25 protein-coding genes are annotated in these 26,306 nt (G+C 72.5%); 6 read left to right on the top strand and 19 right to left on the bottom strand.

Going from position 1 to position 26,306, the window contains the following annotated elements:
• Window positions 1-27: 27 nt before the first annotated feature.
• The gene (locus tag AB0L89_RS27255; RefSeq protein ID WP_365146066.1) at window positions 28-561 is read left to right on the top strand and encodes a hypothetical protein; all 534 of its coding nucleotides are present in this window, start codon (window positions 28-30) and stop codon (window positions 559-561) included.
• Between the two features lie 175 nt (window positions 562-736).
• Here AB0L89_RS27255 and AB0L89_RS27250 read toward each other — a convergent pair whose 3' ends face one another.
• Both AB0L89_RS27250 and AB0L89_RS27245 read right to left on the bottom strand, forming a co-directional pair.
• Window positions 737-895: a hypothetical protein gene (locus AB0L89_RS27250; protein WP_157872243.1), complete on the bottom strand. Its 159-nt coding sequence runs from the start codon at window positions 893-895 to the stop codon at window positions 737-739.
• 124 nt (window positions 896-1,019) lie between these two features.
• The gene (locus AB0L89_RS27245; RefSeq protein WP_365146063.1) at window positions 1,020-1,844 is read right to left on the bottom strand and encodes a class I SAM-dependent methyltransferase; all 825 of its coding nucleotides are present in this window, start codon (window positions 1,842-1,844) and stop codon (window positions 1,020-1,022) included.
• 71 nt (window positions 1,845-1,915) lie between these two features.
• Here AB0L89_RS27245 and AB0L89_RS27240 point away from each other — a divergent pair, with 71 nt between their 5' ends.
• Entirely contained in the window at window positions 1,916-3,760 is a 1,845-nt protein-coding gene (locus tag AB0L89_RS27240) for a prolyl oligopeptidase family serine peptidase (protein ID WP_365146061.1), read from the top strand.
• 522 nt (window positions 3,761-4,282) lie between these two features.
• A complete protein-coding gene (locus AB0L89_RS27235) occupies window positions 4,283-5,131 on the top strand; it encodes an SURF1 family protein (RefSeq protein ID WP_365146058.1) in 849 nt (282 codons plus the stop codon).
• A 95-nt stretch (window positions 5,132-5,226) separates the two neighbouring features.
• Here AB0L89_RS27235 and AB0L89_RS27230 read toward each other — a convergent pair whose 3' ends face one another.
• The 10 genes from AB0L89_RS27230 to AB0L89_RS27185 form a co-directional block, all read right to left on the bottom strand.
• Window positions 5,227-6,453 (bottom strand): hypothetical protein, encoded by a 1,227-nt coding sequence (locus AB0L89_RS27230; RefSeq protein ID WP_365146055.1) that lies wholly within the window; start codon window positions 6,451-6,453, stop codon window positions 5,227-5,229.
• Between the two features lie 53 nt (window positions 6,454-6,506).
• Window positions 6,507-7,169: a SigE family RNA polymerase sigma factor gene (locus tag AB0L89_RS27225; RefSeq protein ID WP_365146052.1), complete on the bottom strand. Its 663-nt coding sequence runs from the start codon at window positions 7,167-7,169 to the stop codon at window positions 6,507-6,509.
• Window positions 7,170-7,495: 326 nt separating this feature from the next.
• Entirely contained in the window at window positions 7,496-8,566 is a 1,071-nt protein-coding gene (locus AB0L89_RS27220; protein ID WP_365146049.1) for an aspartate-semialdehyde dehydrogenase, read from the bottom strand.
• The gene (locus tag AB0L89_RS27215; protein WP_362329816.1) at window positions 8,563-9,837 is read right to left on the bottom strand and encodes an aspartate kinase; all 1,275 of its coding nucleotides are present in this window, start codon (window positions 9,835-9,837) and stop codon (window positions 8,563-8,565) included. The genes AB0L89_RS27220 and AB0L89_RS27215 overlap by 4 nt, the downstream gene beginning before the upstream one ends.
• A 203-nt stretch (window positions 9,838-10,040) precedes the next feature.
• Entirely contained in the window at window positions 10,041-10,559 is a 519-nt protein-coding gene (locus tag AB0L89_RS27210; RefSeq protein WP_365146046.1) for a group II truncated hemoglobin, read from the bottom strand.
• A 121-nt stretch (window positions 10,560-10,680) separates the two neighbouring features.
• Window positions 10,681-13,377, bottom strand: a complete 2,697-nt coding sequence (locus AB0L89_RS27205) for a tetratricopeptide repeat protein (protein WP_365146043.1) — start codon at window positions 13,375-13,377, stop codon at window positions 10,681-10,683.
• Between the two features lie 15 nt (window positions 13,378-13,392).
• Entirely contained in the window at window positions 13,393-13,707 is a 315-nt protein-coding gene (locus AB0L89_RS27200) for a trypco2 family protein (RefSeq protein WP_365146040.1), read from the bottom strand.
• A 74-nt stretch (window positions 13,708-13,781) separates the two neighbouring features.
• The gene (locus AB0L89_RS27195) at window positions 13,782-14,441 is read right to left on the bottom strand and encodes a DUF5063 domain-containing protein (protein WP_365146037.1); all 660 of its coding nucleotides are present in this window, start codon (window positions 14,439-14,441) and stop codon (window positions 13,782-13,784) included.
• On the bottom strand, window positions 14,434-15,033 hold the full coding sequence (gene recR, locus AB0L89_RS27190) for a recombination mediator RecR (protein ID WP_365146034.1): 600 nt from the start codon (window positions 15,031-15,033) through the stop codon (window positions 14,434-14,436). Before recR ends, AB0L89_RS27195 begins: the two co-directional genes overlap by 8 nt.
• 75 nt (window positions 15,034-15,108) lie before the next feature.
• Window positions 15,109-15,450: a YbaB/EbfC family nucleoid-associated protein gene (locus AB0L89_RS27185; protein ID WP_079036579.1), complete on the bottom strand. Its 342-nt coding sequence runs from the start codon at window positions 15,448-15,450 to the stop codon at window positions 15,109-15,111.
• Between the two features lie 368 nt (window positions 15,451-15,818).
• On the opposite strand from AB0L89_RS27185, the gene AB0L89_RS27180 reads away from it, so the two are divergent.
• A complete protein-coding gene (locus tag AB0L89_RS27180; RefSeq protein WP_365146032.1) occupies window positions 15,819-16,565 on the top strand; it encodes an SLATT domain-containing protein in 747 nt (248 codons plus the stop codon).
• Between the two features lie 42 nt (window positions 16,566-16,607).
• Here AB0L89_RS27180 and AB0L89_RS27175 read toward each other — a convergent pair whose 3' ends face one another.
• The 5 genes from AB0L89_RS27175 to AB0L89_RS27155 form a co-directional block, all read right to left on the bottom strand.
• Window positions 16,608-17,258 carry a hypothetical protein gene (locus tag AB0L89_RS27175; RefSeq protein WP_365146030.1) on the bottom strand — a complete coding sequence of 217 codons (651 nt, stop codon included), beginning with the start codon at window positions 17,256-17,258 and terminating at the stop codon, window positions 16,608-16,610.
• A 98-nt stretch (window positions 17,259-17,356) separates the two neighbouring features.
• Window positions 17,357-19,774, bottom strand: a complete 2,418-nt coding sequence (locus tag AB0L89_RS27170; protein WP_365146027.1) for a dolichyl-phosphate beta-glucosyltransferase — start codon at window positions 19,772-19,774, stop codon at window positions 17,357-17,359.
• Window positions 19,771-20,469, bottom strand: coding sequence for a GntR family transcriptional regulator (locus tag AB0L89_RS27165; protein ID WP_365146024.1), 699 nt, complete (start codon window positions 20,467-20,469; stop codon window positions 19,771-19,773). Before AB0L89_RS27165 ends, AB0L89_RS27170 begins: the two co-directional genes overlap by 4 nt.
• 180 nt (window positions 20,470-20,649) lie before the next feature.
• Complete coding sequence (locus AB0L89_RS27160) at window positions 20,650-22,005, bottom strand: aspartate aminotransferase family protein (RefSeq protein ID WP_365146021.1); 1,356 nt, start codon at window positions 22,003-22,005, stop codon at window positions 20,650-20,652.
• Window positions 22,006-22,109: 104 nt separating this feature from the next.
• Window positions 22,110-22,700: a hypothetical protein gene (locus tag AB0L89_RS27155; protein ID WP_365146018.1), complete on the bottom strand. Its 591-nt coding sequence runs from the start codon at window positions 22,698-22,700 to the stop codon at window positions 22,110-22,112.
• Between the two features lie 83 nt (window positions 22,701-22,783).
• Between AB0L89_RS27155 and AB0L89_RS27150 the strand changes: the two genes are divergently transcribed.
• Entirely contained in the window at window positions 22,784-23,488 is a 705-nt protein-coding gene (locus AB0L89_RS27150) for a response regulator transcription factor (protein ID WP_365146015.1), read from the top strand.
• Window positions 23,488-24,825: a HAMP domain-containing sensor histidine kinase gene (locus tag AB0L89_RS27145; RefSeq protein ID WP_365146012.1), complete on the top strand. Its 1,338-nt coding sequence runs from the start codon at window positions 23,488-23,490 to the stop codon at window positions 24,823-24,825. The genes AB0L89_RS27150 and AB0L89_RS27145 overlap by 1 nt, the downstream gene beginning before the upstream one ends.
• On the opposite strand, the gene AB0L89_RS27140 is transcribed toward AB0L89_RS27145, so the two are convergent.
• Together AB0L89_RS27140 and AB0L89_RS27135 are read right to left on the bottom strand one after the other, a co-directional pair.
• Window positions 24,758-25,570: a VTC domain-containing protein gene (locus AB0L89_RS27140; RefSeq protein WP_365146009.1), complete on the bottom strand. Its 813-nt coding sequence runs from the start codon at window positions 25,568-25,570 to the stop codon at window positions 24,758-24,760. The genes AB0L89_RS27145 and AB0L89_RS27140 overlap by 68 nt on opposite strands.
• Window positions 25,567-26,214, bottom strand: coding sequence for a DUF4956 domain-containing protein (locus AB0L89_RS27135; RefSeq protein WP_365146006.1), 648 nt, complete (start codon window positions 26,212-26,214; stop codon window positions 25,567-25,569). The genes AB0L89_RS27140 and AB0L89_RS27135 overlap by 4 nt, the downstream gene beginning before the upstream one ends.
• Window positions 26,215-26,306: the final 92 nt, after the last annotated feature.

Genomic DNA, 26,306 nt, shown 5'->3' with positions numbered 1-26,306 from the left:
CTCAGTGGGGCGGGGCGGGAGACACAGATGGCAGGGGTGTTCTTGCGGCGGCTGAGCCGCTGGCAGGCCGAGCAGCAGCGGGAGGCCGTCGCCGACCTCTATGTGGAGGCCTATCGCGGCATGGCGGGCGCCGAGTACAGCGACCGGCAGGGATTCCTGCGGCGCCTCGAACGCGACGTGCAGCAGCCCGACTTCGACATGGTCGTCGCGGACTCGCCCGCCCTGGTCGGCTGCCTCTACGGCTACCGGGCCGCCCGCACCGGCGAGTGGTGGGAGGGGTTCCGCGGCATCCTGCCCGCCGAGCTGGAGGAACAGACCGCGTCGGGGCAGGTGTTCCTGCTGACCGAGCTGATGGTGCTGCCGTCCGAGCGCAGGAGGGGCGTCGCCACGCGGCTGCGCACGCTGCTCCTGACCCGGCACATCTCCGACGTCGTCGTCACCGTCATCGGGCGGGGCGACGACCAGGCGCGGGCGGTGCTGCGGGCGTGGGACTGGACGAAGCTGGGCGATCTGGCCGAGGAGCGCGAGGGCTGGCTGCGCCCGCCGTCGCCCCTGCCGTGACGCCGTGACGCCGTGACCGCGCGGGGCGTACGGATCCGGCCTGTCGTGACGGGTACGGATCCGGCCTGTCGTGGCGGGTACGGGTCCTGTCTGCCGTGACGCGTACGGATCCGGCCTGCAGTGACGCGTACGGATCCCGCGCCGGTCCTGGGCCTTCGGTCTTCGGCCTTCGGTCTCAGCGGTTGCCCTGTCGGCGCGCCTGCGCCTTCTGCTGCATGCCCCGGGTCTTCGCGGAGATCGACTCCACGGGCCGCTTGGCCTGCTTGGCACGGGCTTCGGCGGCGGCGTTCCTGGCCTGCTGGGACTGCTCTCGCGGATCGTGCGACTTGGCCATGACGGGCTCTCCTCCTCGCGTCGGAGCGAACCCCACCACTCTCCTCCGCCCCTCCCCGATCGGCATCCGGAGAGGCGCGGAGCCCGGCGCGGCACCCGGCGCGCGGACCCGCGCGCCGGGCCGGTCAGTCCCGGCTCGCCCGCAGCGAGTACATGAGCGGGATGCGCGGGCGGTCGGCCGGGAACCGGTAGGCGCCGTCGCGCCGTTCGAGCGCGCCGAAGCGGGCGAAGAGGGTCGTGTCGTGCTCGCGCAGGAAGTCGATGCGCAGGCCCGCGGCGGCGAGCGCGGAGACGACGTCGCCGAGGGGGTGCTGCCACTCGACGGTGCGGTTGTGGACGGTGGGGGTGGTGGTGTCCGCGTAGCCGCCGGGGGCGTCGTCGATCCAGGCGTCGCGCGCGAAGTAGTCGTGCTCGATCCGTGAGCCCGTGGCGTCGTCCAGGATGTCGGTGAGCGGATGGAACTCGGCGAGGTAGAGGAAGCCGCCGGGCGCCACGAGCGAGGCGGCCGTCTCGGCCCAGCGCCGGATGTCGGGCAGCCAGCCGAGCGCGCCCACGCCGGTGTAGACGATGTCGTACGACGAGTCGGGCACCGCCTCGGCCGCGTCGTACACGTCGGCGGCGACGAACGTGGCCCGCTCCGGGGTGAGGTCCAGCTCCGCGGCGAGCTCGCGGGCCGCCTCGACGGCGGGCTCGGAGAAGTCGAGGCCGACGACGCGTGACGCCCCGCGCCGCGCCCAGGACAGCGTGTCCAGGCCGATGTGGCACTGCAGGTGCAGCAGGGACCTGCCGCGTACGTCGCCGACCTCGGCGACCTCGAAGTCGCGCAGGGCGTCCTGGCCGGCGCGGAAGGCGTCGAGGTCGTAGTAGTCGCTGGCGAGGTGCAGCGGGACGCGCTCGTCCCAGCGCTTCCTGTTGGTCTCGCGCCAGTCGGAGGGCGTCGCGGAGTACATGGTCGAAAGTTATCCACAGGCTGGGGAACCTCGCCAGCGGATTGTCGTCGGCTCCGGGCACTATGGGGGGCATGAGCGAGACGGGTGCAGAGAAGTCCACACGAGCGTCGGATGCCGCGCGGCCGGAGTCCGCGCCGGACTGGGAGAAGCGGTTCAGGGCACCGCGGGTGTCGCTGCCGGACTGGGCGGAGGACGCCCCGCAGCACTCCTTGTTCGTGTCGAACGCGACGGGGACGTACGAGTTGTACGCCTGGGACAGGACCACCGGCGCCCAGCGCCAGGTGACCGACCGGCCGAACGGCACGACGGACGGCGTCCTCTCGCCCGACGGCGAGTGGATCTGGTGGTTCAGCGACACGGACGGCGACGAGTTCGGCACCTGGCTGCGCCAGCCCTTCGGCGGCGGCGCGGACGAGCCGGCGGTGCCGGGCCTCGCCGCCTCCTACCCCGCGGGCCTCGCCCTCGGCCGGGACGGCGCGACGGCGGTCGTCGGCCGCTCCACGGACGAGGACGGCTCGACGATCCACGTGGTGCGCCCCGGCGCCGATGAGCCCGTCGAGGTGTACCGCCACCGGGAGTCGGCGGGCGTGGGCGACCTGTCGTACGACGGCTCGCTGATCGCCGTCGAGCACACCGAGCACGGCGACGCGATGCACTCCGCGATCCGCGTCGTGCGCCTGGACGGCTCCGCCGTCGCCGAGCTGGACGACAGCAAGGGCGGCACGGCCGACCTGGGCCTGGAGGTCCTCGGCTTCGCGCCGGTCGACGGGGACACGCGCCTGCTGGTCGGGCACCAGCGGCGCGGGCGCTGGGAGCCGATGGTGTGGGACGTCGCGTCGGGCGAGGAGACCGACCTCGTGCTCGGGCTGCCGGGCGACGTGAGCGCCGAGTGGTATCCGGACGGCTCCGCGCTGCTGGTCGCGCACGGCTTCGAGGCCCGCGGCGAGCTGTTCCGCTACGACCTCGCGTCGCGCGAGCTGGTGCGCATCGAGACGCCCGCGGGCTCGGTGTCGGGCGCGACGGCGCGGCCCGACGGCACCGTGGAGTACATGTGGTCCTCGGCCGCCGAGCCGCCGGTGGTCCGTTCCACGGCGGGCGGCGTGGTCCTGGACCCGCCCGGCCCGAAGGCCCCGCGGTCCGTCCCCGTGGAGGACGTGTGGGTGGAGGGCCCCGGCGGCCGCATCCACGCCCTCGTCCAGCGCCCCGTGGGCGTCTCGGGCCCGCTGCCCACCGTCTTCGAGGTGCACGGCGGTCCGACCTGGCACGACAGCGACTCCTTCGCGGCGGGCCCGGCGGCCTGGGTCGACCACGGGTACGCGGTGGTCCGGGTCAACTACCGCGGCTCCACGGGGTACGGCCGCGAGTGGACGGACGCCCTCAAGCACCGCGTCGGCCTCATCGAGCTGGAGGACATCACGGCGGTGCGGGAGTGGGCGGTCTCGTCCGGCCTCGCCGACCCGGACCGCCTGGTCCTCGCGGGCGGTTCCTGGGGCGGCTACCTCACCCTGCTCGGCCTCGGCACCCGGCCCCAGGACTGGGCGGTGGGCCTGGCGGCGGTGCCCGTCGCGGACTACGTGACGGCGTACCACGACGAGATGGAGGCCCTGAAGGCCATGGACCGCACGCTCTTCGGCGGCGCCCCCGAGGAGGTTCCCGAGCGCTTCACTGCCTCGTCCCCGCTGACGTACGTGGACGAGGTGAAGGCCCCGGTCTACATCTCCGCCGGGGTGAACGACCCGCGCTGCCCCATCCGTCAGATCGACAACTATGTGGCCCGCCTGGCGGCGCGGGGCGCACCCCACGAGGTCTACCGCTACGACGCGGGCCACGGGTCACTGGTCGTGGACGAACGCATCAAGCAGGTGGCTCTGGAGCTGGACTTCGCCTCCCGCCACCTGCCGCCTGCGGCGAGCTGAACGGCACGGGGGCGGGCGGAACCTTTGCCGGTTCCGGCCACCCCCGTGCGGGGCCCTGCGGTCGGCCGTCTCCTGCGGCTCCACGGTGGCTCGTCGCGCAGTTCCCCGCGCCCCTGACGGGGCCCTGCCGCTGGTCGTCATCTGCGGGTTCGCTGTCGCTTGGCGCGCAGTTCCCCGCGCCCCTATCGGGCGCCTGCCGCTGGCTGTCGTCTGCGGGTCCGCTGTGGCTTGGCGCGCAGTTCCTCGCGCCCTATCGGGGCGCCCCATCAGGGGCGCGAGGCCCGCAGACGACGAACCACCGCAGAGGCCCCGTCAGGGGCGCGGGGAACTGCGCGAGCAACCACAGCGGGCCCGCAGGCGAGGAACCACCGCAGGCGCCCCGTCAGGGGCGCGGGGAACTGCGCGAGCGGCCACAGCAGGCCCGCAGGTGACAACGCACCGTTCAAGCCGCGCGCAGCGCACGGCGCCGGGTACGCACCCCCACGCCCAAGCCCAGTGCAACGCCCCCGTACCGTGGAGGGCGTGTACCGGTTTCTGCTGACGCCCCGCTGGTGGGGAATCAACGTCTTCGTCGTGCTGGCCATCCCCTTCTGCGTCTTCATGGGGTCCTGGCAGCTCGGCCGTTTCGAGGACCGTGTGCAGGACCACGAGTCCGCGAAGGAACAGGCCAGGGCCCAGAGCGAGCCGAGCCGTGAGGCCGAGGGCCGCCCGCTCGACTCCCTGCTGCCCGTCGACAAGAAGACCTCGGGCGAACAGGCCACCGCCACCGGCCGCTACGGCACGCAGTTCCTCGTCCCGGACCGGAAGCTGGACGACAAGAGCGGCTTCTACGTCCTGACGCTGCTGCGCACCGACGACGGCAGGTCGCTGCCCGTGGTCCGCGGCTGGCTCCCCGGCGAGGCGAGCGCGGCCAAGGCCCCGGCCGCCCCCAAGGGCGAGGTCACGGTGAAGGGCGCCCTCCAGGCCCCGGAGAGCCCCGGTTCGAACGGGGTGAGCGCCGCCGGCGGCCTGCCCAAGGGCCAACTGGGCGCGATCAGCTCGGCGTCCCTGGTGAACCTCGTGCCCGACGACCTGTACGACGCGTGGATCACGCTCGCCAAGGCCGACGCGGGGATGAAGGCGGTCCCGGCGACCACGCCGAACGACACCGGCCTGGACCTGAAGGCGTTCCAGAACCTCGGCTACACCGGCGAGTGGTTCGTCTTCGCGGGCTTCGTGCTCTTCATGTGGTTCCGGCTGTTCCGCCGCGAGGCCGAGCTCGCCCGCGACGCCCATCTGGGCCTGCTCCCGGACGCGTCCCCCGAGGCGTCCGAGGCCCCCGCGCCCTCCGAGGCCACCGATGCCTCCACCACGGCCCCGCAGAAGGCCTGACCCCGCCCCGAACGCTCCCGCGCACGCGAGAGGCGCCGCCCGCCCCTCACGGAGCGGACGGCGCCTCACTGCGCCGGAGCCTCGGCGTCTCGCGCTCAGGACGCCGGCAGCACCCCGGTGCGGTACACCGTCCCCGCACACGCGTTGGTGATCGTCGCCCCCGCCGAGGGAGCGCCCGCCGCCGCGGTCAGGGACACCACGACGCTGCCCTCGGCCACACCGCCGTCCTCGCGCTCCAGCTGGGGCTCCACGCCGCCCTCGGGCGTGCCGCCGTCGGTGCCACCGGCGCCTTCCGAAGGCGTCGGGTTGGGCGAGGGGTCGCCGCCCTCCGTGGGACAGCTGTCCCCCGGCACCCAGGCGAACCGCACCTCGTACGCCGCGCCGGGCTGCAGCACGAGCGGAGTGGTCTCCTGCGAGGGGTCGGGCAGACCGGCGGCCGCGTCGCCCGGCGCGTGGTCGACCACGGCGATCTTCGCGGGGTCGGCCGCGCCCTGCGCCGCCGCGCCGACGGAGCCCGCCGCCTCGATGGTGCAGCCGCTGTCGGAGATGTTGGAGACGCGGAAGGTGCCGTAGACCTTGCCGTCGGCCTCCGCCGCGTTCGTGGTGCCCGTGGCGCCGAGCTGGGCGGCGTCGCAGACGGGCGTGGTGGCGGCCTCGGAGGCGGAGGGGTCGGGCGATCCCGTGCCGCCGCCGCCCGTGCCGTCCTTCTCCTTGCCGTCGCGCTTTTCCTTCTTGTCCTTCTTGTCCTTGTCCTTGGACTTGTCGGGCTTGGCGCCGGCGTCCTTCTCGCCGCCGTCCGGGCCCTTGCCCTGACTCGAACCGCCCTGCGACTCCTGGCTGTTGCCGGCGATCGAGGGCCGGTCGTTCGAGTCGCCGCTGGAGTTGGTGACGTGCACCAGGGCGGGGACGGCGGTGCCGATGAAGAGCGCCGCCGCCGCGAGGCCGACGACGGCCTGGCGCTTGCGGGCCCGGCGGGCGGGGACCGCCTTCCGCAGGTGTTCGAGGGAGCGCTCGCTCGGCTCGATCTCCTCGACGGCCTGCCGCATCATCCGCCGCAGCGCGAGCTCGTCGGTGCCGAGCCCTCCGTCGGAAGAGCCGGACAGGTCGGACGAGCCGGGAGAGCCGGAGGAGTCACGGGAGCCGGAGTCGCCGGACGGGCCGGAGGCACCGAGCCCGAGCTCGGCGCGCAGCGCGTCGAGCCCCGTCCCGCCGCCGGCGGAACCGGAGCCGGACCCGGACCCGTCACCGCCGTCCGGACCAAGAGCGCCGTCGCCGTCGCCGTCCGGGCCGAGGTCGCCCTCAGGGCCAGGGCCGTGATTCACGTTTCCGTTCCCGCCATGCCGTTCATTTTCCTGCTCGTCACGCTTGCGCTCACTCATGCCGGCGCCTCCATGGCGACCCTGAGGGCCGCGATGCCACGTGATCCGTACGCCTTCACCGAGCCCAGCGATATGCCCAGGGTCTCGGCGACCTGCGCCTCGGTCATGTCGGCGAAGTAGCGCAGCACGAGGACCTCGCGCTGGCGCCGCTGGAGGCCGCGCATCGCCTTGATCAGCTCGTCGCGCTCCAGCTGGTCGTACGCCCCCTCCTCCGCGCTCGCCATGTCGGGCATCGGCTTGGACAGCAGCTTCAGCCCGAGGATGCGCCGGCGCAGCGCGGAGCGCGAGAGGTTGACCACGGTCTGACGCAGATACGCGAGCGTCTTCTCCGGGTCCCGCACCCGTTTGCGCGCCGAGTGCACCCTGATGAACGCCTCCTGCACGACGTCCTCGCAGGACGCCGTGTCGTCCAGCAGCAGCGCGGCGAGGCCGAGCAGCGACCGGTAGTGGGCGCGGTAGGTCTCGGTCAGATGGTCGACTGTGGTGCCCGCGGTCATCGTGTCGTCAGCGCCCTCGCGCTGCGACGGGATGCGGGCGGGCCGCGCCGCGGGCATGGGCGCGATCACCGGCATGCCACCGGCCGCGCGGGGACGGCGAACAGGGCGCAGTCCCGCCGCGCCTCTCGCCTGTACCGCTGTGAAGTCGAGTACCTCTGCCACGCCTGTTGGACACGCTTCCCCCCGTCAGGGTTGTACGCGTCCGGCATCGCGTTTGCGGCATGCTGCGCGGGCACCGCCCGTGACGATGCATCAAATGCCCCCATGCGTACCAGCTCTTCCCCTATGCCCCATTTACTTGCGGCGCTTGGGCCACCCTCTGAAGGGCGACCGCTAAAGACGCCCCCACGTCCGCGCCGGTTCCAGTGATCGGAACGGGAATCTTCGAACGCGGAGATGGTCCAGTTCAAGGCTCTCTGGCCACCAAGTTGGACACAGAACTTACACAGATCCCACAAAGGACCCCGTCGAGGGGTGGTCCATACCAATCATCGGTCCAGGGAGCCCGACGTCAACTCCCCCGCCACCAGCTCCGCGATCTGGGCGGTGTTCAGAGCGGCCCCCTTGCGCAGGTTGTCCCCGCACACGAAGAGCTCCAGGGCCGTCGGGTCGTCGAGGGAGCGCCGCACGCGGCCCACCCAGGTCGGATCGGTGCCCACGGCGTCGACCGGGGTGGGGAACTCCCCCGCGGCCGGGTTGTCGAAGAGCACGACACCGGGCGCGGTGGCGAGGATCTCGCGCGCGCGGTCCACGGTGACCTCGTCCTCGAAGCGCGCGTGGACGGTCAGGGAGTGCGTGGTCACGACGGGGACCCGCACACAGGTGGCGGCGACGCGCAGCCCCGGCAGCCCGAGGATCTTCCGCGACTCGTCGCGCACCTTCATCTCCTCGGACGACCAGCCGTCGTCCTTGAGGGACCCGGCCCACGGCACCACGTTCAGCGCCACGGGCTCCGGGAAGGGCCCGGTGTCGTCGCCGACGGCCCGGCGCACGTCCCCGGGGCTGCTGCCCAGCTCGCTGCCCGCGACCAGCTCCAGCTGGCGCCGCAGCGTCTCCACGCCCTCGCGCCCGGCCCCGCTCACGGCCTGGTACGAGGAGACGATCAGCTCGCGCAGCCCGAACTCGGCGTGCAGCGCGCCGACGGCCACGATCATCGAGAGCGTCGTGCAGTTCGGATTGGCGACGATGCCGCGCGGCCGCACGCGCGCGGCGTGCGGATTGACCTCCGGCACGACCAGCGGGACGTCCGGGTCCATGCGGAAGGCGGCGGAGTTGTCGACCACGACGACGCCCTTGGCGGCGGCGACGGGCGCCCACTGCGCGGACACGTCGTCGGGCACGTCGAACATGGCCACGTCGACGCCGTCGAAGACGGCTTCGTCGAGGGCCAGGACCTCGATCTCCTCACCGCGCACGGCCAGCTTCCGCCCGGCCGAGCGCGGCGAGGCCACGAGTCGGATCTCGCCCCAGATGTCGGCGTGCTGCGACAGGATCTGGAGCATCACCGTGCCGACCGCCCCGGTCGCCCCGACGACCGCGAGCGTCGGCTTCCGGCTCATCGGCCGGTGCCTCCATACACCACGGCCTCGTCCGTGTCGGAGTCGAGACCGAAGGCGGTGTGCACCGCACGCACGGCCTCGTTCACGTCGTCGGCGCGCGTGACGACCGAGATGCGGATCTCGGAGGTCGAGATCAGCTCGATGTTCACGCCGGCGTCGCTGAGCGCCTCGAAGAAGGTCGCGGTGACGCCGGGGTTGGTCTTCATCCCGGCCCCGACGAGCGAGATCTTCGCGATCTGGTCGTCGTAGCGCAGGGAGTCGAAGCCGACGGACTGCCGGGTCTTCTCCAGGGCGTCGATGGCCTTGCGGCCCTCGGCCTTGGGCAGGGTGAAGGAGATGTCGGTCAGGCCCGTCGAGGCGGCCGACACGTTCTGCACGACCATGTCGATGTTGACCTCGGCGTCCGCGATGGCGCGGAAGATCGAGGCGGCCTCGCCCGGCTTGTCCGGGACGCCGACGACCGTGATCTTGGCCTCCGAGGTGTCGTGCGCGACACCGGAGATGATGGCCTGCTCCACCGTGCGGTCCCCTTGCTTCGGCTCATTGCTGACCCACGTACCCTGCAGTCCGCTGAAGGACGAACGCACGTGAATCGGGATGTTGTAACGACGCGCGTACTCCACACAGCGGTGGAGCAGCACCTTGGAGCCGGAGCTGGCGAGCTCCAGCATGTCCTCGAACGAGATCCAGTCGATCTTCCGCGCCTTCTTGACGACCCGCGGGTCGGCGGTGAAGACGCCGTCGACGTCGGTGTAGATCTCGCAGACCTCCGCATCAAGGGCGGCGGCAAGCGCAACAGCGGTGGTGTCGGACCCGCCACGCCCGAGCGTGGTGATGTTCTTGCCCTCCTGGCTCACGCCCTGGAACCCGGCGACGATGGCGATGTTGCCCTCGTCGATCGAGGCCCGGATGCGGCCGGGGGTCACATCGATGATCCGCGCTTTGTTGTGGACGGAGTCGGTGATGACGCCGGCCTGGCTGCCCGTGAACGACTGGGCCTCGTGGCCCAGGTTTTTGATCGCCATGGCCAGCAGGGCCATGGAGATGCGCTCACCAGCGGTCAGCAGCATGTCGAATTCGCGCCCGGCGGGAATCGGGGATACCTGCCCGGCAAGATCGATCAACTCATCCGTCGTGTCACCCATGGCGGACACCACGACAACGACCTGATGGCCGTTCTTCTTGGCGTCGACAATCCTCTTGGCGACCCGCTTGATGCCCTCGGCATCGGCTACGGAGGAGCCTCCGTACTTCTGCACGACAAGGCTCACGTGCGCTCCTCGCTCAATCCGTTGTGCGGTCGGCTCAGTCTAACGAGCGGCCGAAATTCGCCTCGCCAATATCACATCGTGAGATGTCCCGCTCACGAGGTGATCATCACGGGCATACGCCCACGCTCTCGGGTCGTACGTTCCGGCCGCTCAGACCGTCACATGCCCGCTTCGGAGCGTGGCACTCCGGAAAGTGGGACGGGTCACAGGCCCTGCCCGGGGCCCTCGCGCCGCGCGTCCCCGCCCTTCGGCCACTGCCAGCGCGGCACCTCGCGCAGAGGGTGCAGCTCGTCCTCGCTCGCCGCGTGCGAGTTCTGCTGGGCGACACGGGTGCCGAACTCTATGTGCGACCTGACCGCCCCGAGGAACCGCTCGTCGTCCGGCAGTCCCGCCTCGCGCAGCGACTCCAGATACAGCGCGGCGAACCGCTCCCGCTGCTCGTCGGTGATCTTCAGATTCCTGTGTACGTCGATGAGGTGCCGGAACCCGAGCTCCCGCGTGAACCGGTCCGGGCCGCCGAAGGACTCCGCGGTGAACCAGGTGAGGTGATCGACGTGGTGCGGCTGCCGCCTCGGGAAGACGCCGCGCAGGACGGGGTCGGCGAGCGCCTTCGCGTAGAAGACCTCCTCAAGCCGGTGGAGGGCCGCTTCCCCGCCCGCGTGCTCGTAGAGACTCTCCTCGCGCGGAGCGCCGGTGCGGTCCTGACTGTGGCGTTCAACCATGGTGACCCCCTGCGGCCATCCTGAGCCGCGGCGACGGGCACCGCCAAGGGGTCGACCGGGATGTACGCCGTACCGCCGACCGGCCGGGGCACGGCCGGCGTAGCCCCTGCGCCGGGCCGGCTCAGTCCGTGGCCTTCTCTAGCTTCCAGTTGCCCGTCAACGCGCCGGCCAGGTTCTTGCGCACCACCGTGGTCGTCGGGTGGGCCGGGCCCAGAACGCGGACGCAGGCGGCCAGCGTCTCCTCGTACAAGGGGATCGCACGGGCCACGTCGCCCGCCGACTCGCACGCCCCCGCCAGATTGTTCCGGGACGTCAGCGTGGAGGGGTGCTCCGGGCCCAGGACCCGGACGCAGGCGGCCAGCGTCTCCTCGAACAGCTCCACGGCGCGACTCGCGTCACCCGCCGCCCGGTACGCGTAGGCAAGGTTGTTCCGCGACGTCAGTGTGGCGGGGTGGTCCTCGCCCAGCACGCGTACGCGGTCGGCCAGCGTCCGCTCGTACAAAGGGATCGCACGATCGAGATCACCCGCCGACTCATAGGTGGAGGCCAGATTGTTCCGCGTCGCCAACGTATCGGGATGGTCCTCGCCCAACTGCTGGAGATAGTCGTCCAGGACCTGCTCCAGCAGCGGAATCGCACGGGCGACATCACCCACCGACTCGTAGGCGGACGCCAGATTGTTCCGCGACGTCAACGTATCGGGATGATCCGCGCCCAGCACTCGGACGTAGTCGGCCGCCGTCTCCTCGTACAAGGGAATCGCACGAGCGGTGTCGCCCGCCGACGCGTACGCATGGGCGAGATTGTTCCGCGAAGCCAGCGTGTTCGGATGATCCACGCCCAGGGCCCGGGTATCCGCCTCCAGAGCACGGCGGAAGAGCTCGATCGCCTTGGGCACCTCCCCCTGCCCTTCCAGGTACGACGCGACCTGGTTGAGCGCGAGAGAGGTCGTGCTCGTGTCCTCCTCCGGCCGCCACACCTCCAACAGCGCCTCGGCGTGCGGCAGGAGCCGTCTCCACGTCGGCCATCCGGCCACGTTGTTGTGAGGCTGCTTCGGGAGCATGTCGCCCATCCACTCCGCCGCCCGGTCGCGGGCCTCCAGGACGAGCGGCTCGGTGCGGTGCGGGTCCTCCTCCGACACCGTGCGGGCCACCGTCTGGACCAGGCGGTGGACCCCGATCGTCCCCTGGTCGAGGGTGATCATGTTGTAGTTCGCCAGCAGGGCCAGGAGTCCTGCGAGGTCCACGGGGTTCTCCGCGAGCGGGGCGAACAGCTCGCGCGGCATGGCCGTCGGCGCGTACCAGGCCGCGATGCGCAGCAAGTCCACCGCGCGCGGGTCCCGTTCGTGGAGCACGTCCAGGGTGATCCGCCAGATCCTGGCCATCGTCCGCGTCGGGTCCGAGCCCTGCGGTGCCGCCTCCGTGGTGTCACGGGCGTAGTCGCGCAGCATCGCCCGGTACTCCCCGATCGTGATCGAGGTCTGGGCGATGAAGGCGCCCGCCTGTTCCAGGGCGAGGGGGAGGTGGCCCAGGTCCTCCGCCAGGGCGCGGGCCTCCTCCTCGTCGTCGCCGGCCGTCAGGCGTGCCAGGAGGTCCAGCGAGGCCCCGGCGTCCAGCACCGGGAGGGGAATCGGCTCGCCCGACCAGCCGTCCTTGCAGCGGCTGGTGATCAATTGGCGTCCGGACGCACGGAGTTGGCCCGTGATCGCACCGACGTCCTCCGGTCTCTCCACGTTGTCGAAGACCAGCAGCCAGCCCGGATGGGTCTGCAGCCAGCCGATGGCCCACGAGGCCGCCTCCGCCGTGGCCAGGACCGGGGCGCCCTCTCCCCGGAGGCGGGCCGCCAGCGCGGCCAGGCCCGTGTCGATCAGGTCGGCCGTGTCGGAGCGGATCCACCACACCAGCCGGTAGTCCCCCACGTGACCGTGGGCGTAGTGCAGCGCCAGGGTCGTCTTGCCGACCCCGCCCAGACCGTGCAGGGTCTGCGTGATCGTCTGGGAGCCCTCGGCCAGCGCCGTGCCCAGCGCGGCGAGGGCCTCGGCACGGCCCACGAAGATCCGCGACGGCAGCTCCGGAAGGTTGTGCAGGCCTCGCGGGACCTCGATGTCGTAGGCCGTGCGCGGGAGTTCGGCGGAGGCCGCCGCCGTGACGTCCTCCAGGACCAGGTCGCCGCCCGCCGCCTTCACCGCCGTCGCGAACCCCGGCCGCGCCGCCAGCGACGCCACCGACACCGCCGTCAGCTGGTCCGCCTCGTAGTCCCGCGCCCGGTCGGTGGTGACCACGCCGACCAGGCGGCCCCGCGCGAACAGCGCCGAACCCGACGCCCCCGACCAGCGCGTCCTCGCGTCCGGCCGGCTGGGGGCCGCGACCTCGTCCACGTACGCCGTGATCAGGTCGCCGCCCGACTTCAGGCCCGTCAGGGCCTCCACATGGCCCCGGATCTCCTTCGTGTCCCGAACCCCGTCCCGCACCTCCGAGCGCGGGAAGCCGACCGCCAGGCAGCCCAGGCGGCGCTCGCTCACCGCGGCGTCGATGCGGCCCCACCGCACCGGATCCGCCCCGGACGGCGGCACCCATCCGCCGTCCGTCACCCGGAGCAGCGCCGCGTCGACCTGGCCGTCCTGGCCCGGCTCGGGCCAGAGCACCTCGGCCGCGGCCCACCCCTCGCGCCCCTCGGGATCGAGCCGTCGGACCTCGGTGCCGCCCGCGCCCCGCACGTTGTGCAGGGCGGTGAGGACGATCCGGTCCGCCACCAAGTACCCCGTGCCCGCGAGCCGTTCGGCCGGGTTCCAGATCTCCACGACCCGTCGTACGTCCATGACGCGACCGCCTCTCTACCGAGGGCGCTCGTCCACGTCGTCGCCGACCCGCGCGTCCTCCCCCGTCCCGGGATCGACCGGCTGCAACGTGACCTTCAGGCGGTTCACCGTGCCCTTGGCCGCCGCGGCCTTCGCCTCCGCGCCGAAGGGCAGCACGAAGACCTTCGCCCGCGCCTCGCCCTCCTTGCGGACGTCGACCGTGAACTCCAGCTCCACCGGGCCCGTCCGGAACCGGAGATCCTCTTCCCGGCCGTCCTCCGCCGCCCGCTGGAGCTCGCCGCGGACCGCCGCGATCGCCTCCGCCAGGCCCGCCCACGTCTCGTTCGCCATACCGCGCCGCCCCCCGGGAAAAAGCTGTGGGACGCAGCGTATCGCCGCGTCCCACAACTCGGTCCGGAAAAGCGCTACTTGACCGTCCGCAGGCCCAGCGGGCCCGCGATCTCCTCCGCCATCACCCGGCCGGCCTCCTCGGCCAGCACGTCCTCGGTGAGGTCCTCGTCCGTGTCGAGGCCGTTCAGGTCCTCCAGGGGCTGGTTCAGGCGGACGTGCGCCACCAGGGACTGGAGGGCGCGCAGGGCCGCAGAGGCCGTGCTGCCCCAGTTGGAGAAGTACGAGAACTGCCACCACCACAGGGCCTCGACCGTGCGGCCCGCGCGGTAGTGGGCCAGGCCGTGGGCCAGGTCCGCGACCACGTCGGCGAAGTCGTCGGAGATGCGGTGGGCGACCGGGGCCTTGCGGGGCTCGTACGGGTCGAAGACCTCGGAGTAGACGTCGATCGGGTCCAGGAGCGCCGCCAGGCGTTCGCGGAGCTCGTCGACGTCCGCCTCCGGGCCGAGGTCCGGCTCGTACCGCTCCTCGGGGACGATGTCCTCGTGGGCGCCGAGGCGGCCGCCGGCCAGCAGGAGCTGGGAGACCTCCAGGAGGAGGAAGGGGACGGCCGAGTCCGGCTCGTCGCCCTTCGCGACCTCCTTGACCGAGACGATGAAGCTCTCGACCTGGTCGGAGATCTGCACCGCGAAGTCGTCCGGATTGTCGGTCACGGTGTTCAGCGTGGCGTCAGACATCTAGGAGTCGTCTCCCCTCGAAGGCGCGGCCCAGGGTGACCTCGTCCGCGTATTCCAGATCTCCCCCGACAGGGAGCCCGCTGGCCAGGCGGGTGACCTTCAGGCCCATGGGCTTGATCATGCGCGCGAGGTACGTGGCCGTGGCCTCGCCCTCCAGGTTCGGGTCGGTGGCGAGGATCAGCTCCGTGACCGTGCCGTCCGCCAGGCGCGCGAGGAGTTCCCGTATGCGCAGGTCGTCCGGGCCCACGCCCTCGATCGGGCTGATCGCGCCGCCCAGGACGTGGTACCGGCCCCGGAACTCGCGGGTCCGCTCGATGGCGACCACGTCCTTCGGCTCCTCCACGACACAGATGACCGAGGGGTCGCGGCGCGCGTCGCGGCAGATGTTGCAGAGCTCTTCCTGCGCGACGTTCCCGCAGGTCGCGCAGAAGCGGACCTTGTCCTTCACTTCGAGCAGGGCGTGCGCGAGCCGGCGCACGTCCGTGGGCTCCGCCTGGAGGATGTGGAAGGCGATCCGCTGCGCGCTCTTGGGACCGACACCGGGCAGTCTGCCCAGCTCGTCGATGAGGTCCTGAACCACGCCTTCGTACAACGGAACGCCTCTCCTGAAGTGCTGCGGCCCTGAGGATGCCGAGCTTCTACGTACGGTAGTTGGCCGGGGGGTTTCTTAGAAGGGAAGGCCCGGCATGCCGCCGCCGCCCAGGCCCTGGGCCAGCGGGCCCAGCTTCTGCTGCTGGAGCGTCTGGGCGTTCTCGTTGGCCGCCTGGACTGCCGCGACGACCAGGTCCGCCAGCGTCTCGGTGTCCTCGGGGTCGACGGCCTTCGGGTCGATCACCAGGCCGCGCAGCTCACCGGAACCGGTGACCGTCGCCTTGACGAGGCCGCCGCCCGCCTGGCCGTCCACCTCCGTGCGCGCCAGTTCCTCCTGGGCCGCCGCGAGGTCCTGCTGCATCTTCTGGGCCTGCTGGAGCAGCTGCTGCATGTTGGGCTGGCCACCACCGGGGATCACGATCAGCTCCTGGTTTCGAACGGGTGCGATGAGCGGTTGCGAAGGGCGGGGTATCCGCCTGGAACGAGCCTACGTGGTCGGGGGCGCCATCGCCCCAGCACTCTTTCGAGTGAGATCGGCCGTCTCCCTATACCTGATCAAGCACCTCTTCCGGGCGGAAAAGCCGCGAAAGCGGGCTCATGGCCACCCATTGGGCGGTAGGACTTAGTGCTGCGCACCAGCACCGATCGTTTCGGCACCGGAGCGGCGAACGTTTCCGCACCGGTCGTCACGCCTGCTCATACGCCGTACGCAGTACGTCGTGCGGTGTGCGCCGCGCGTCGCGCGCGGGCCGTCAAGAGGTAGTTCGTTCATAGAGGGAGTGCCGGGTGAGCCAGCCGGAGATGCAGCCCGAGGGGGTGCCCCCAGAGGGGCAGGGTGCGGGGGCGGGGGCGGGTGCGCGGCTCGGCGACCTCACCGGACGCGCCTTTCCGCTCGGCGACTGGGGGGAGCCCGCCGAGCGCCTCGACGAGCTCTACCGCTGGGTGGAGCGGGGCGCCCTGAACACCGCCGAGTGGTATCTCGCCGAGCGCGCCCTGAAGCGGCGCGGGGCGCGGCTGCTGCGGGGCGGCGCCGCGCTGGGCGCCGTGGGCGCGGGCGTGCTGCCGCTGCTCGATCTGGCGGGGGCCGTGGCGGGCGTGGCCACCTGGGGGTTCGTCTCGCTGCTCGCCGGGGTGGCGTGCGTGGGCTGCGACCGGTTCTTCGGGCTCACCTCCGGCTGGATGCGGAACGTGGCGACGGCGCAGGCCGTGCAGCGGCGGCTCCAGGTCCTCCAGTTCGACTGGGCCTCGGAGAGCGTGCGGGAGGTGCTCGGGCCCACGGAGGGGACCGCCGGGGAGGCGGCGGAGCGGTGCCTCGCTGTGCTGCGGAAGTTCTCCGAGGACGTGACGGAGCTGGTGCGGGCGGAGACGGCCGACTGGATGGTGGAGTTCCGGGCGGGGCCGGTGCCGTTGGCCATGCAGGCGCTGGTTCCCGGCGGCTCGCGGGGGGAGGCCCCCGCGAGCCCCGGGCGGTTTCCCCTGCCGCCGGGGGCCCGGCCGAACATGCCTCGGCAGCGGCCTCCCGAGCCCCGGTGACCGCTGCCGTGACGGGGACCGACGGGGACCGGGCGATTTCCCTCAGCTGTAGATGATCATTGAGCCCTGTGCCAGGCTCCGTGTGGTCGCCGCGTGCAGGCCCAGCCATACGTGGCGTTCCCTCGCGAAGGGGCTCTCGTCCCGTGGGGCCGGGGCAGCCGGTTCCTCCAGGGACGTGGGGGACTCCGGCGGGGCCGGGGGAAGCGGGGGGTTCGACGGGTCTATCCCGATCGACGGGGCCACGAACTCCAGCTCGCGCAGGAGCGCCTGCGAGGAGCCCAGCGGGCCGCCGCCGGCGAGCAGCTCGTCGTTGGAGAGCGGGGCGGGGAAGTCCACGGGGACGTACGCGCCCGCGTGGTCGTAGTGCCAGACCAGGTGGGACTGCTGGGCCGTGGCGTCGAACATCTCCAGGAGCTGTTCGTAGTCGCCGCCCAGTTCGTCGACCGGCGTGACCTCCAGGCCGCAGATCCGCAGGAGGTAGGCGCGGCGCAGGAAGTGCAGCGCGTCGTAGTCGAAGCCCGCGACCGGGGCCACGTCGCCGGAGAGGCCCGGCATGTAGGCGAAGACGGGAACGGAGGGGAGCCCTGCCTCGTGCAGCGCCTTGTCGTAGGCGGCGAGCTCCTCCGCGAACGGATTGTCGGCGCTGTGGCACAGCACGTCGACGAGCGGGACCAGCCACAGGTCGCAGGCCAAGAAGCACTCCTAGGGTCGGGTCGGACAGTGGACGGAACGGGTCGGAGCGGGTGTTCGTAGCTGTGCGTCGCCCGGCGTGCTGGCAGCGTAGTCGGGCCCTAGGTCCTCTGACTGCCCCGGTGCAGGTCCCATATCCATACGCCGCCCACCCACTTTCCGCGACGGCCGACCAGCGCGTCCACGGTCTCGCGCAGTTCCGTCTCGTGCGGCTGCGGCGCGAGCACCAGGACGCCGGCCTTCCAGAACTCCAGGTCCTGGCGGGCCGCGGCCCGCCAGGCGGGCGTGATCTTCGGGACGCGGCCCACGGACTTGACGTCGCGCAGGAGGTTGGAGGTGTTGCGGGGCGAGGGGCCGTAGATGCCGACGCGGTCGGGGCCCCAGGGGCCGTTGAAGTAGCCGCCGGGGATGCGGAAGCCCAGACCGGCGGTGGTCTGCCAGTGCAGGCCCTCCGCGTTGGCGGGGTCGGGCACCGGGATCGGGACGAGCGTCTCGCCCTCGCCGAGGTACGTCCGCCAGGTGCCGTCGGCGATGAACGGCGGCACGTCGACCCGGTCCACGGCCTTCAGCGGCGCGGGCACGATCGGCAGCAGCGCGAGGGCGACGGCCACGAGGCCGCCGTACCGGAGCGCGCGCTGCGGCGCGCGCAGTAGACCGGCGAGCGCCAGCGCGAGCAGCATGCCGAGCGCCGGTGCGCACACCATCGCCACGCGCGACTCGATCACGGACTCGAAGAGCGGGCGGTCGGAGAGCAGCGCCCAGGGGCCCGGCAGGACGACGTCCGTCAGCGGGACGCGGAACTTCGGGCCGAGCGAGAGCAGCGCCGCCGCGACCACGGTGACGGCCAGCGCCTTGACGACCGCGCGCTCCCAGAGGCGTACGACGATCGCGAAGGCAAGCGCGACGAGCGGCCAGCCGAAGAACGCGTTCTGCTCGGTGGGGTTCATCGCGAGGGCGTCCGCGGTCTCCTTGGCGCCCGCCAGGGAGCGCTCGGCGAAGGAGATCATGGCGAGCGGGCTGTTGCCCGCGTTGTCGCCGTGCAGGACGCTCTTGTAGCTCTGCGGGCCGAAGAACTGCCAGTAGAGCGGGAAGGCGACCAGCGGGACGGCGACCGCGAGGGCGATGCCGGTGCCGCGGGCGAGCGGGCGCCAGGACTCCCTGGCCACGTCGGGGCGCGCGGCCGCGTACGCGAGGGCGAAGACCAGCATGCCGAGCGCGGCGAGCAGCAGCGGCTCCTCGCCCAGGAAGACCTGGTACGTCACGCAGAGGCCGAGGACGACGCCGTCGCGTACGACGCGGGTGCCCTCGCAGAGCCGCAGCGCCCGCTCGATGATCACCGGGATCATGAACAGGACGACGAAGTTCGGGTGCGCGTTGGCGTGGCTGATCATCGGCGGCGCGAAGGCCGCGAGGGCCGCGCCGACGGCGGCGGCGCCGCGGTGCGGGACGAGCCGGCGGCGGATCAGCCGGTACCAGGCGACGGCCGTGAGGGCGATGCCCCCGGTCATCGCCACGTTCAGGGCGACCGCCGGGCCCAGGAGCCAGGTCACGGGGGCGAGCGGGACGGAGAGGCCGAGCATGACCGTGTTGGCCATGAGGTTCACGCCGTCGGGCACGTTCTGGAGGGTCGTGAACAACGGGTTGTGCAGGTGGCGGACGTTGTCGGCCGTCACCGCGAAGAACCACTCCCACTGGTTCTGGTCCTGCATCGAGTCGGGGATGTAGCGGTGGGCGGGTGCCACCCAGCGGCCCGAGTAGAGCGTGATCGAGAAGACCAGGAAGAGGAGCGCGACCAGCAGGTCGGCGCGGTGGAGCGAGCGGGCCTTGAGGGCGGTCAGCTCGGCGAGGACCTTCGCGTAGTCCAGCGGCCGGACCTTCGAGCCCTCCTGGTGGGACCAGCGGACCGGCACCTCGGCGACGGACCAGCCGGCCCGGTGGAAGTACTGCAGTATCTCGACGTCGGTGCCCCAGCCGCGCAGCCGGGCCGCGGCGAAGGCCTCACGGGCGAGGTCGCCGTCGAAGAGCTTGAACCCGCACTGGGTGTCGCGCACTCCGGGGACGGCGACCGAGCGTATGAGGAAGTTGCCGGTGCGGCCGAGGAGCTCGCGCAGCCGGTGCTGGTGCCGGTCGATGGTCGCGCCGGGCCGGGCGCGGGAGCCGATCGCGGCCCCGTGGCCGTCGCCGAGCGCCTTGTCGAGCAGTTCGAGCTCCTCGATGGGCGTGGCGAGGTCGGCGTCGGTGATCAGGACGCGGCGGCCGTAGGAGGCGAGGACGCCCAGGCGCAGGGCGTGGCCCTTGCCCCGGTTGCGCTCGCCGCTGACCAGGTGGACGCGGGGGTCGGCGGCGGACGCCTCGGCGGCGATCTCCGCGGTGCGGTCGGTGGAGCCGTCGTCGACGACGATCAGCTCCCACTCGCCCTGGTCGGTCGCCTCCAGGTGCTCCCGGATCGCGGCCAGGGTGGGGCCCAGGCGCCGTTCCTCGTTGTACGCGGGGACGACGACGGTCAGATCCACGCTCATGCCGCGGCCAGCCGCTCGATGAGGGACAGGGAGTGCGCGTTGTACTCCACGACGATCGCGTGGGCGGCGCACGGGTCGCGGCGCACCAGCGCGTCGACGAGTTCCGTGTGCCGGGACCACAGGACGCCGCGCAGGTCGCCGCCGCCCTGCTCGCTCCAGCGGCGCAGGTGGGTGACGGCGCAGACCCAGGACTTCACGCGCAGGCGGTGCAGGAAGTCGGAGAGGTAGGGGTTGCCGAAGAGGCCGCTGAGCTCGCGCCAGAAGCGGAGGTCGTAGCCGATCAGGACGGTCAGGTCGCCGGCGCAGGCGGCGCGGGCGGCCTCCTCGCCGCGGCGGCGTACGGCGAGCAGGGCGGCGGACATGTCGCCGCGCTCCGCGCCGTTCTCCGCGAGGTCGCGGAAGATGCCGTCCGCGACGAGGCCGCGGGCCTCCAGCATGCCGCGGTAGTCGTCCAGGGTGTGTTCGTGGACGCGGAAGCCGCGGTGCTGGTCGGCGTCCAGGAGGCCCTGGGCGGTGAGGTTCACCAGGGCCTCGCGGACGGGGGTCGCGGAGACGCCGTACTGCTCGGCGATCTCCTTGACCGTGAACTCCTGGCCCGGCTCCAGTCTGCCCGCGAGCACCTCGTCTCGGAGGGCGTCGGCGATCTGCTGGCGCAGAGTGCTGCGGATGACGGCGGGGCCGTCGGTGCCGGGCATCTTTTCCCCCGCGGAGTCCGTGTACGTGGTCGCTTATGAGCACGTCAGACTACGTGGTCCGGGTTCCACGGGGCCGGGGCCTTCTTGATCAGCACCCGGCACCGGGGGTTGTGCCCACCCGTTCCGCCGTGCGGAACGCCTGCCCACAACGGGGCAAGGGGCGGTCGTTCGTCGGGGCGGTTACGCCGTGTGCTCGTCCGCCACCGACAGGGCCGCGTCCAGGGCCGTCAGGCCCTCCTTCGCCTCCGCCTCCGTGATGTTGCAGGGCGGGACCACGTGCGTGCGGTTCATGTTGATGAAGGGCCACAGGCCGTTCTTCTTGGCCGCCGCGCCGAACGCCGCCATGGGGGCGTTCGCCTCGCCCGTCGCGTTGTACGGCACCAGCGGCTCGCGGGTCTCGCGGTTCCTGACCAGCTCCAGCGCCCAGAACATGCCGGCGCCGCGCACCTCGCCGACCGACGGGTGGCGCTCGGCGAGCGCGCGCAGGCCCGGCTCGATGACCTGGGCGCCCAGGTTCGCCGCGTGCTCGACGACGCCCTCCTCCGCCATGACGTTGATCGTGGCGACGGCGGCGGCGCAGGCCAGCGGGTGGCCGGAGTAGGTGAGACCGCCCGGGTAGGGCCGCGTGGCGAAGGTCTCCGCGATCCTGCCGGAGATGGCGACGCCGCCCAGCGGCACGTACCCGGAGTTCACGCCCTTGGCGAAGGTCATCAGGTCCGGCGTGACGTCGAAGAGGTCCGCGGCGAACCACTCGCCGGTGCGGCCGAAGCCGGCCATGACCTCGTCGAGGACGAAGACGATGCCGTACTTGTCGCACAGCTCGCGCACGCCCGCGAGGTAGCCGGGCGGCGGGACCATGATGCCCGCGGTGCCGGGCACGGTCTCCAGGATGATCGCGGCAATGGTCGCGGGGCCCTCGAAGACGATGGTGTCCTCGAGGTGCTGGAGGGCGCGCTCGCACTCCTGCTGCTCGGTCTCGGCGTAGAAGCGGGAGCGGTACAGGAACGGCGCCCAGAAGCGGACGACGCCCGCCGTGCCGGTGTCGGAGGCCCAGCGGCGCGGGTCACCGGTGAGGTTGATGGCCTGCTGGGTGCCCCCGTGGTAGCCGCGGTAGGCGGAGAGCACCTTGGGGCGGCCCGTGTGCAGACGGGCCATCCGGACGGCGTGCTCCACGGCGTCGGCGCCGCCGTTGGTGAAGAAGATCTTGTCCAGGTCGCCGGGGGTCCGCTCGGCGATGAGGCGTGCGGCCTCCGAGCGGGCCTCGACGGCGAAGGCGGGCGCGAACGTCGTCATCGTCGCGGCCTGCTCCTGGATCGCGGCGACGACCTTCGGGTGCTGGTACCCGATGTTGGTGTAGACGAGGCCGCTGGTGAAGTCGAGGTAGCGGTTCCCGTCGTAGTCCCAGAAGTACGAGCCCTCGGCGCCGGCGATGGCCGGCGGATCGATGAGCTCCTGTGCGGACCAGGAGTGGAAGACGTGTGCGCGGTCCGCGGCCTTCACGGCGGCGCCGACCTGAGGATTCGGCTGAGGGGTCATGGGCCGAGGGTAAGTGTCCGCAAAGTGGACACGACATGGGCGCCTTGTCTGGCGTGCGCGGCGGAACCCGACAGAGTGTCGTACGCCGGGCCGGTGCGAGGCCCTCAGTCGTCGTCCGTGTCCGGGACGACCTTCGCGCGGGGGCCGTCCGCGGTGCAGCGGATCTCGTACGGGAGGTCGTCCTGCTCGTCGTCGTCGCCCGGTTCGGCCTCCAGGCGGGCCACGGCCGCGGGGCCGCGCTCCACGTCGTCGTCCATGTGGAAGCCGTCGGCGGGGCTCCAGGAGACGAGGAAGACGGTGCCGTCGGGACGGCACTCCACCGTGGCGGAGCCGCCCGTGAAGCGGACGGTCGAGCGCTCGGGGGTGGGCGAGGAGGAGAGGGACGAGGAGGACGAGGAGGGGGACCCGGACGGCTTCCCCGAGGGGCCGGCCGAGGCGCCGGGCCCCGACGGTGCACCCGAGGACTTCCCGGACCCGGGACCCGTCCCCGGATCAGTCCCCGGACCCGACCCCGGGTCCGCCGACCCGGACGCCGCCGCCAGCGCCTTGCGCACCGCCGCCTCGTCCAGCGGTCTGCTGTGCGCGGTCTCGCCCGCGCTGTCCGAACCGGCCAACTGCCAGGCGCCCAGCGCCCCCGCCGCCGTCCCCACGGCCACCCAGGCCGCGGTGACCACGGCGCTCCGCCACTTCCTCATCCCGCCACTGTGCCGCATCGTTTCCTAACGCCCGGTTAAGACCCCGCCAAAGCCCGTCCCCCGGCCCTGACTACGGTGGTTGTATGGCGCATCTTCTTGTCGTCGAGGACGACCCCCAGCTCCGCGGCGCACTCGTGCGGGCCCTGCGCGACAAGGGGCACGCGGTGGCGACCGCGCCGAGCGGCATGGCGGGCCTGGACGCGGCGGTGACCAGCAGACCCGATCTCGTGGTGCTCGACCTCGGTCTGCCGGACGTCGACGGGGCACAGGTCCTGCGCATGCTGCGGGCGGTCAGCGACGTGCCGGTCATCGTGGCGACGGCCCGCGACGACGAGCCGGAGATGGTCACGGTCCTGGAGGCCGGGGCCGACGACTACATCGTCAAGCCCTTCGGCGCCGCGCAGCTGGACGCCCGCATCAAGGCGGTGCTGCGCCGCCTGGGCACGCCGGAGACGGAGGAGCCCCTGCACATCGGCGCCCTCTGCGTCGACCCGGTCGCCCGCGAAGTCGCCCTCGACGGCGCGGACATCGACCTCACGCCCCGCGAGTTCGACCTGCTCGCCTACCTGGCCCGCCGCCCCGGCCAGGTCGTCTCGCGCCGCGAACTCCTCGCCGAGGTCTGGCAGCAGCCCCTGGGCGGCGCCGACAAGACGGTCGACGTCCACCTCTCCTGGCTGCGCCGCAAACTCGGCGAGACGGCCCAGGCGCCCCGCTACCTCCACACGGTCCGCACGGTGGGCGTCAAACTGGCGGCCCCCGACGAGACCCCCGCCGCCGAGGCCGACTGATGCGCCGCAGCCTGCTCCTGCTGACCGCCGCGACCACCGCCCTCGTCCTCACCGCCCTCCTCGTCCCGCTCACCCTCCTGACCCGCACGCACGCCGCGGACCGCGCCACCGCCGAGGCGACCGCGCGCGCCCAGTGGGTGGCGCACGCACTCGGCCCCGCGCTCGCGACCGCCGACGAGCGGGAGACGGCCGAGCAGACGGTGGAGAGCGTCAACGGCAAGGACCTGCCGCTCACTTCGCTGATCCTCGCGGACGACACCGTCGTCGGCCCGGCCGCCCGGCGGGGCTCCGCCGTCACCGCCCCCGTCCGGCTGGCCCGCACGGGCCGCGCCTTCACGTACGAGCCCGGGTCCGGCGGCCGTCTGGTGCTGGTGCCCGTGCAGGGCGCCGAGGACGGCACGGCGGTGGTGCAGGTGACGCTGACCGAGCGCCAGTTGTACGCGGGCACGCTCGCGTCCTGGCTGGTCCTGGCCGGCATCGGCGTGGGCCTGGTCCTCCTGGGCCTGCTGCTCGCCGACCGCCTGGGGTCCCGGCTGGTCGGCGCCACCCGGCGCCTGGCCCGCACCGCGGACCGGCTGGCCGCCGGCGACCTGACGGCCCGCGCCACGCCCGAGGGCCCGCCCGAACTCCGGCTGATCGCGGGCGAGCTGAACCGCCTGGCCGCCCGCATCGACGAACTCCTGACCGCCGAACGGGAGAACGCCGCCGACCTGGCGCACCGGCTGCGCACCCCGGTGGCCGCCCTGCGCCTGGACGCGGAGACCCTGCGCGACACGGCCGAGGCCCGCCGCATCGCGGCGGACGTCACCGCCCTGGAGCGCAGCGTCGACGACGTGATCCGCAAGGCGCGGCGCCCCCTGCGGGAGGCGCCGCGCGCGGACCTGGCTGCGGTGGCGCGGGAACGGGCCGCGTTCTGGGAGCCGTTGGCCGAGGACCAGAGCCGCCGCGCCGGCACGTCCGTCCCGTCCGACGAGGTCCCGGTGCCGGTCCCCGCCGACGAACTGGCCGCGGCCCTGGACGCGTTGATCGGCAACGTCCTGGACCACACCCCTCACGGCACGGCGTTCTCCGTCACCGTCCTGCGCACCGGGGACGGCGGCGCGGAGCTGGCCGTGGCCGACGAGGGCCCCGGATTCCCCGACGCCGGCTCGTCCGACCGCGGCACCAGCGGCGCCGGTTCCACGGGCCTCGGCCTGGACATCGCCCGGCGTACGGCCCAGGAGGCGGAGGGGACCTTCGAGGCGCGGAGCACGCCCGAGGGCGCCCGGGTCACCCTGCGGTTTCCTCCCGTTGCGCCCGGGGGAACGCCGTCCGCACCGCGCGGGCCCACTTGTTGATGCCGAGCTCGGGCCGCACCGCCGCGTATCCGCCGCAGTACTTGGTGAAGTCGGCGGCCCGCACGCCGTAGCGGTGCAGGACGCGGTCGGCCTCGGTCAGGTGGCCCTTCGTCTTGGTCTCCACGAGGACGAGCCCGGAGTCGGCGGCGGCGCTGCGCCCGGTCACCGTGTCCCGCACGACGAGCCCGGCGTCGCACGTGATGCGCTGTCCGTCGGCGACGAAGGTGGCCCGCTGGTAGTCGGTGACCAGCGAGGTGGTGAGGCCGCCGGGGGCGTCGATGCCGTACGACCCGCGCAGCACACCGGTGAGGAAGCCGCGCCGGGCCGCGTCCAGGACGTGGTCGTCGCCCTCCAGCCGCTGGCGGTGCTTGACGGTCTCGCCGCGGCCGCTCTTGAGCTTGATCTCGAACTGCCGCTCCCCGCTGTCCTGGTAGACGCGCTCCCGGATGCGGTAGCGCAGGCGCCGGCCCTGCCGGTGGTCGTGGAAGGTCACCAGCTCCGGGGTGTCGTAGTACGTCGAGTGATAGCGGAACCACCTCTTGCCGCCGATGCTGAGCGCCCGGAAGGGGCCTCCGGCGCGGCGCGGGTCGGTGAGCAGCGCCGCGAGATCCTCGAAGATCTCCACGGGCACGAGGTAGCTGTTGTCGTACCGGGCGAGGAGCTCCGCCCTGGCGTTCACCTCGTCAAGCGCGATGGGGTGCGCGGCGAGGGCGGCGCGGCCGATGGCGCGTACGGCGGGGTTCACACGGTCTCCTTCTGCTGGCTGGGGGCGATCGTGTTGGACCGGGTCGTGCGTCGTCGTACCGTCAACTCCCGGGACCGGACAGAAGGTTCCGGTTGCCGGAAGCGGACTTCCACGACCATGAGGTCGCGTACGTAGTCGATCTCCTGGACCGTCCAGCCCAGGGGCCGCCCGAGGCGCCGTTCCAGTTCGGCCCGCAGGGGGCCCTCCTCGCGGAAGACGGCGTCGAGCGTGACGACCGCGCGCCGGTCCCCGGCGAACAGCCGGGGGTGGTCGGCGCCGTACATCACCAGGAGCAGCACGGCGGCGAGCAGCCCCGCCACGGGCAGGCTCAGCGCCGGGAGCCCGCAGAGCAGACCGAGCACCAGGGTGATGAAGTAGTACGCCACTTCCTGGTGCTGGAGGGCGTCCGAGCGCAGCCGCACGATCGACAGCACGCCGAAGAGCCCGAAGCCCAGGGCGAGTCCGCCGTCGCCGCCGACGGTACCGAGCCCGGCGACGACCGCGAACAGGGCGACGTTCAGGGCGAGATACGCGGGCACGAGCTCGCGCCTGCGGTGCCGCGGATAGAAGACACCGAAGGTCAGCAGCGAGACGGCGGCCAGATCGAGGCCCAGATGGGCGCTGAGGGTCAGTGTGCTGTCCATGCCGAGGACGCTAGGGACGGCCGGGTTAAGGCCGCCCCTCGCGGACGTTAACGAAACGGAGCCGGGGGCGCGGGGCGGGCCGACGGGAGAAC

The organism is Streptomyces sp. NPDC052114, from assembly GCF_040680155.1.
In the GTDB taxonomy this organism is placed as follows: Bacteria; Actinomycetota; Actinomycetes; order Streptomycetales; family Streptomycetaceae; genus Streptomyces.
This window is presented reverse-complemented; position numbering and strand designations above follow the sequence as displayed.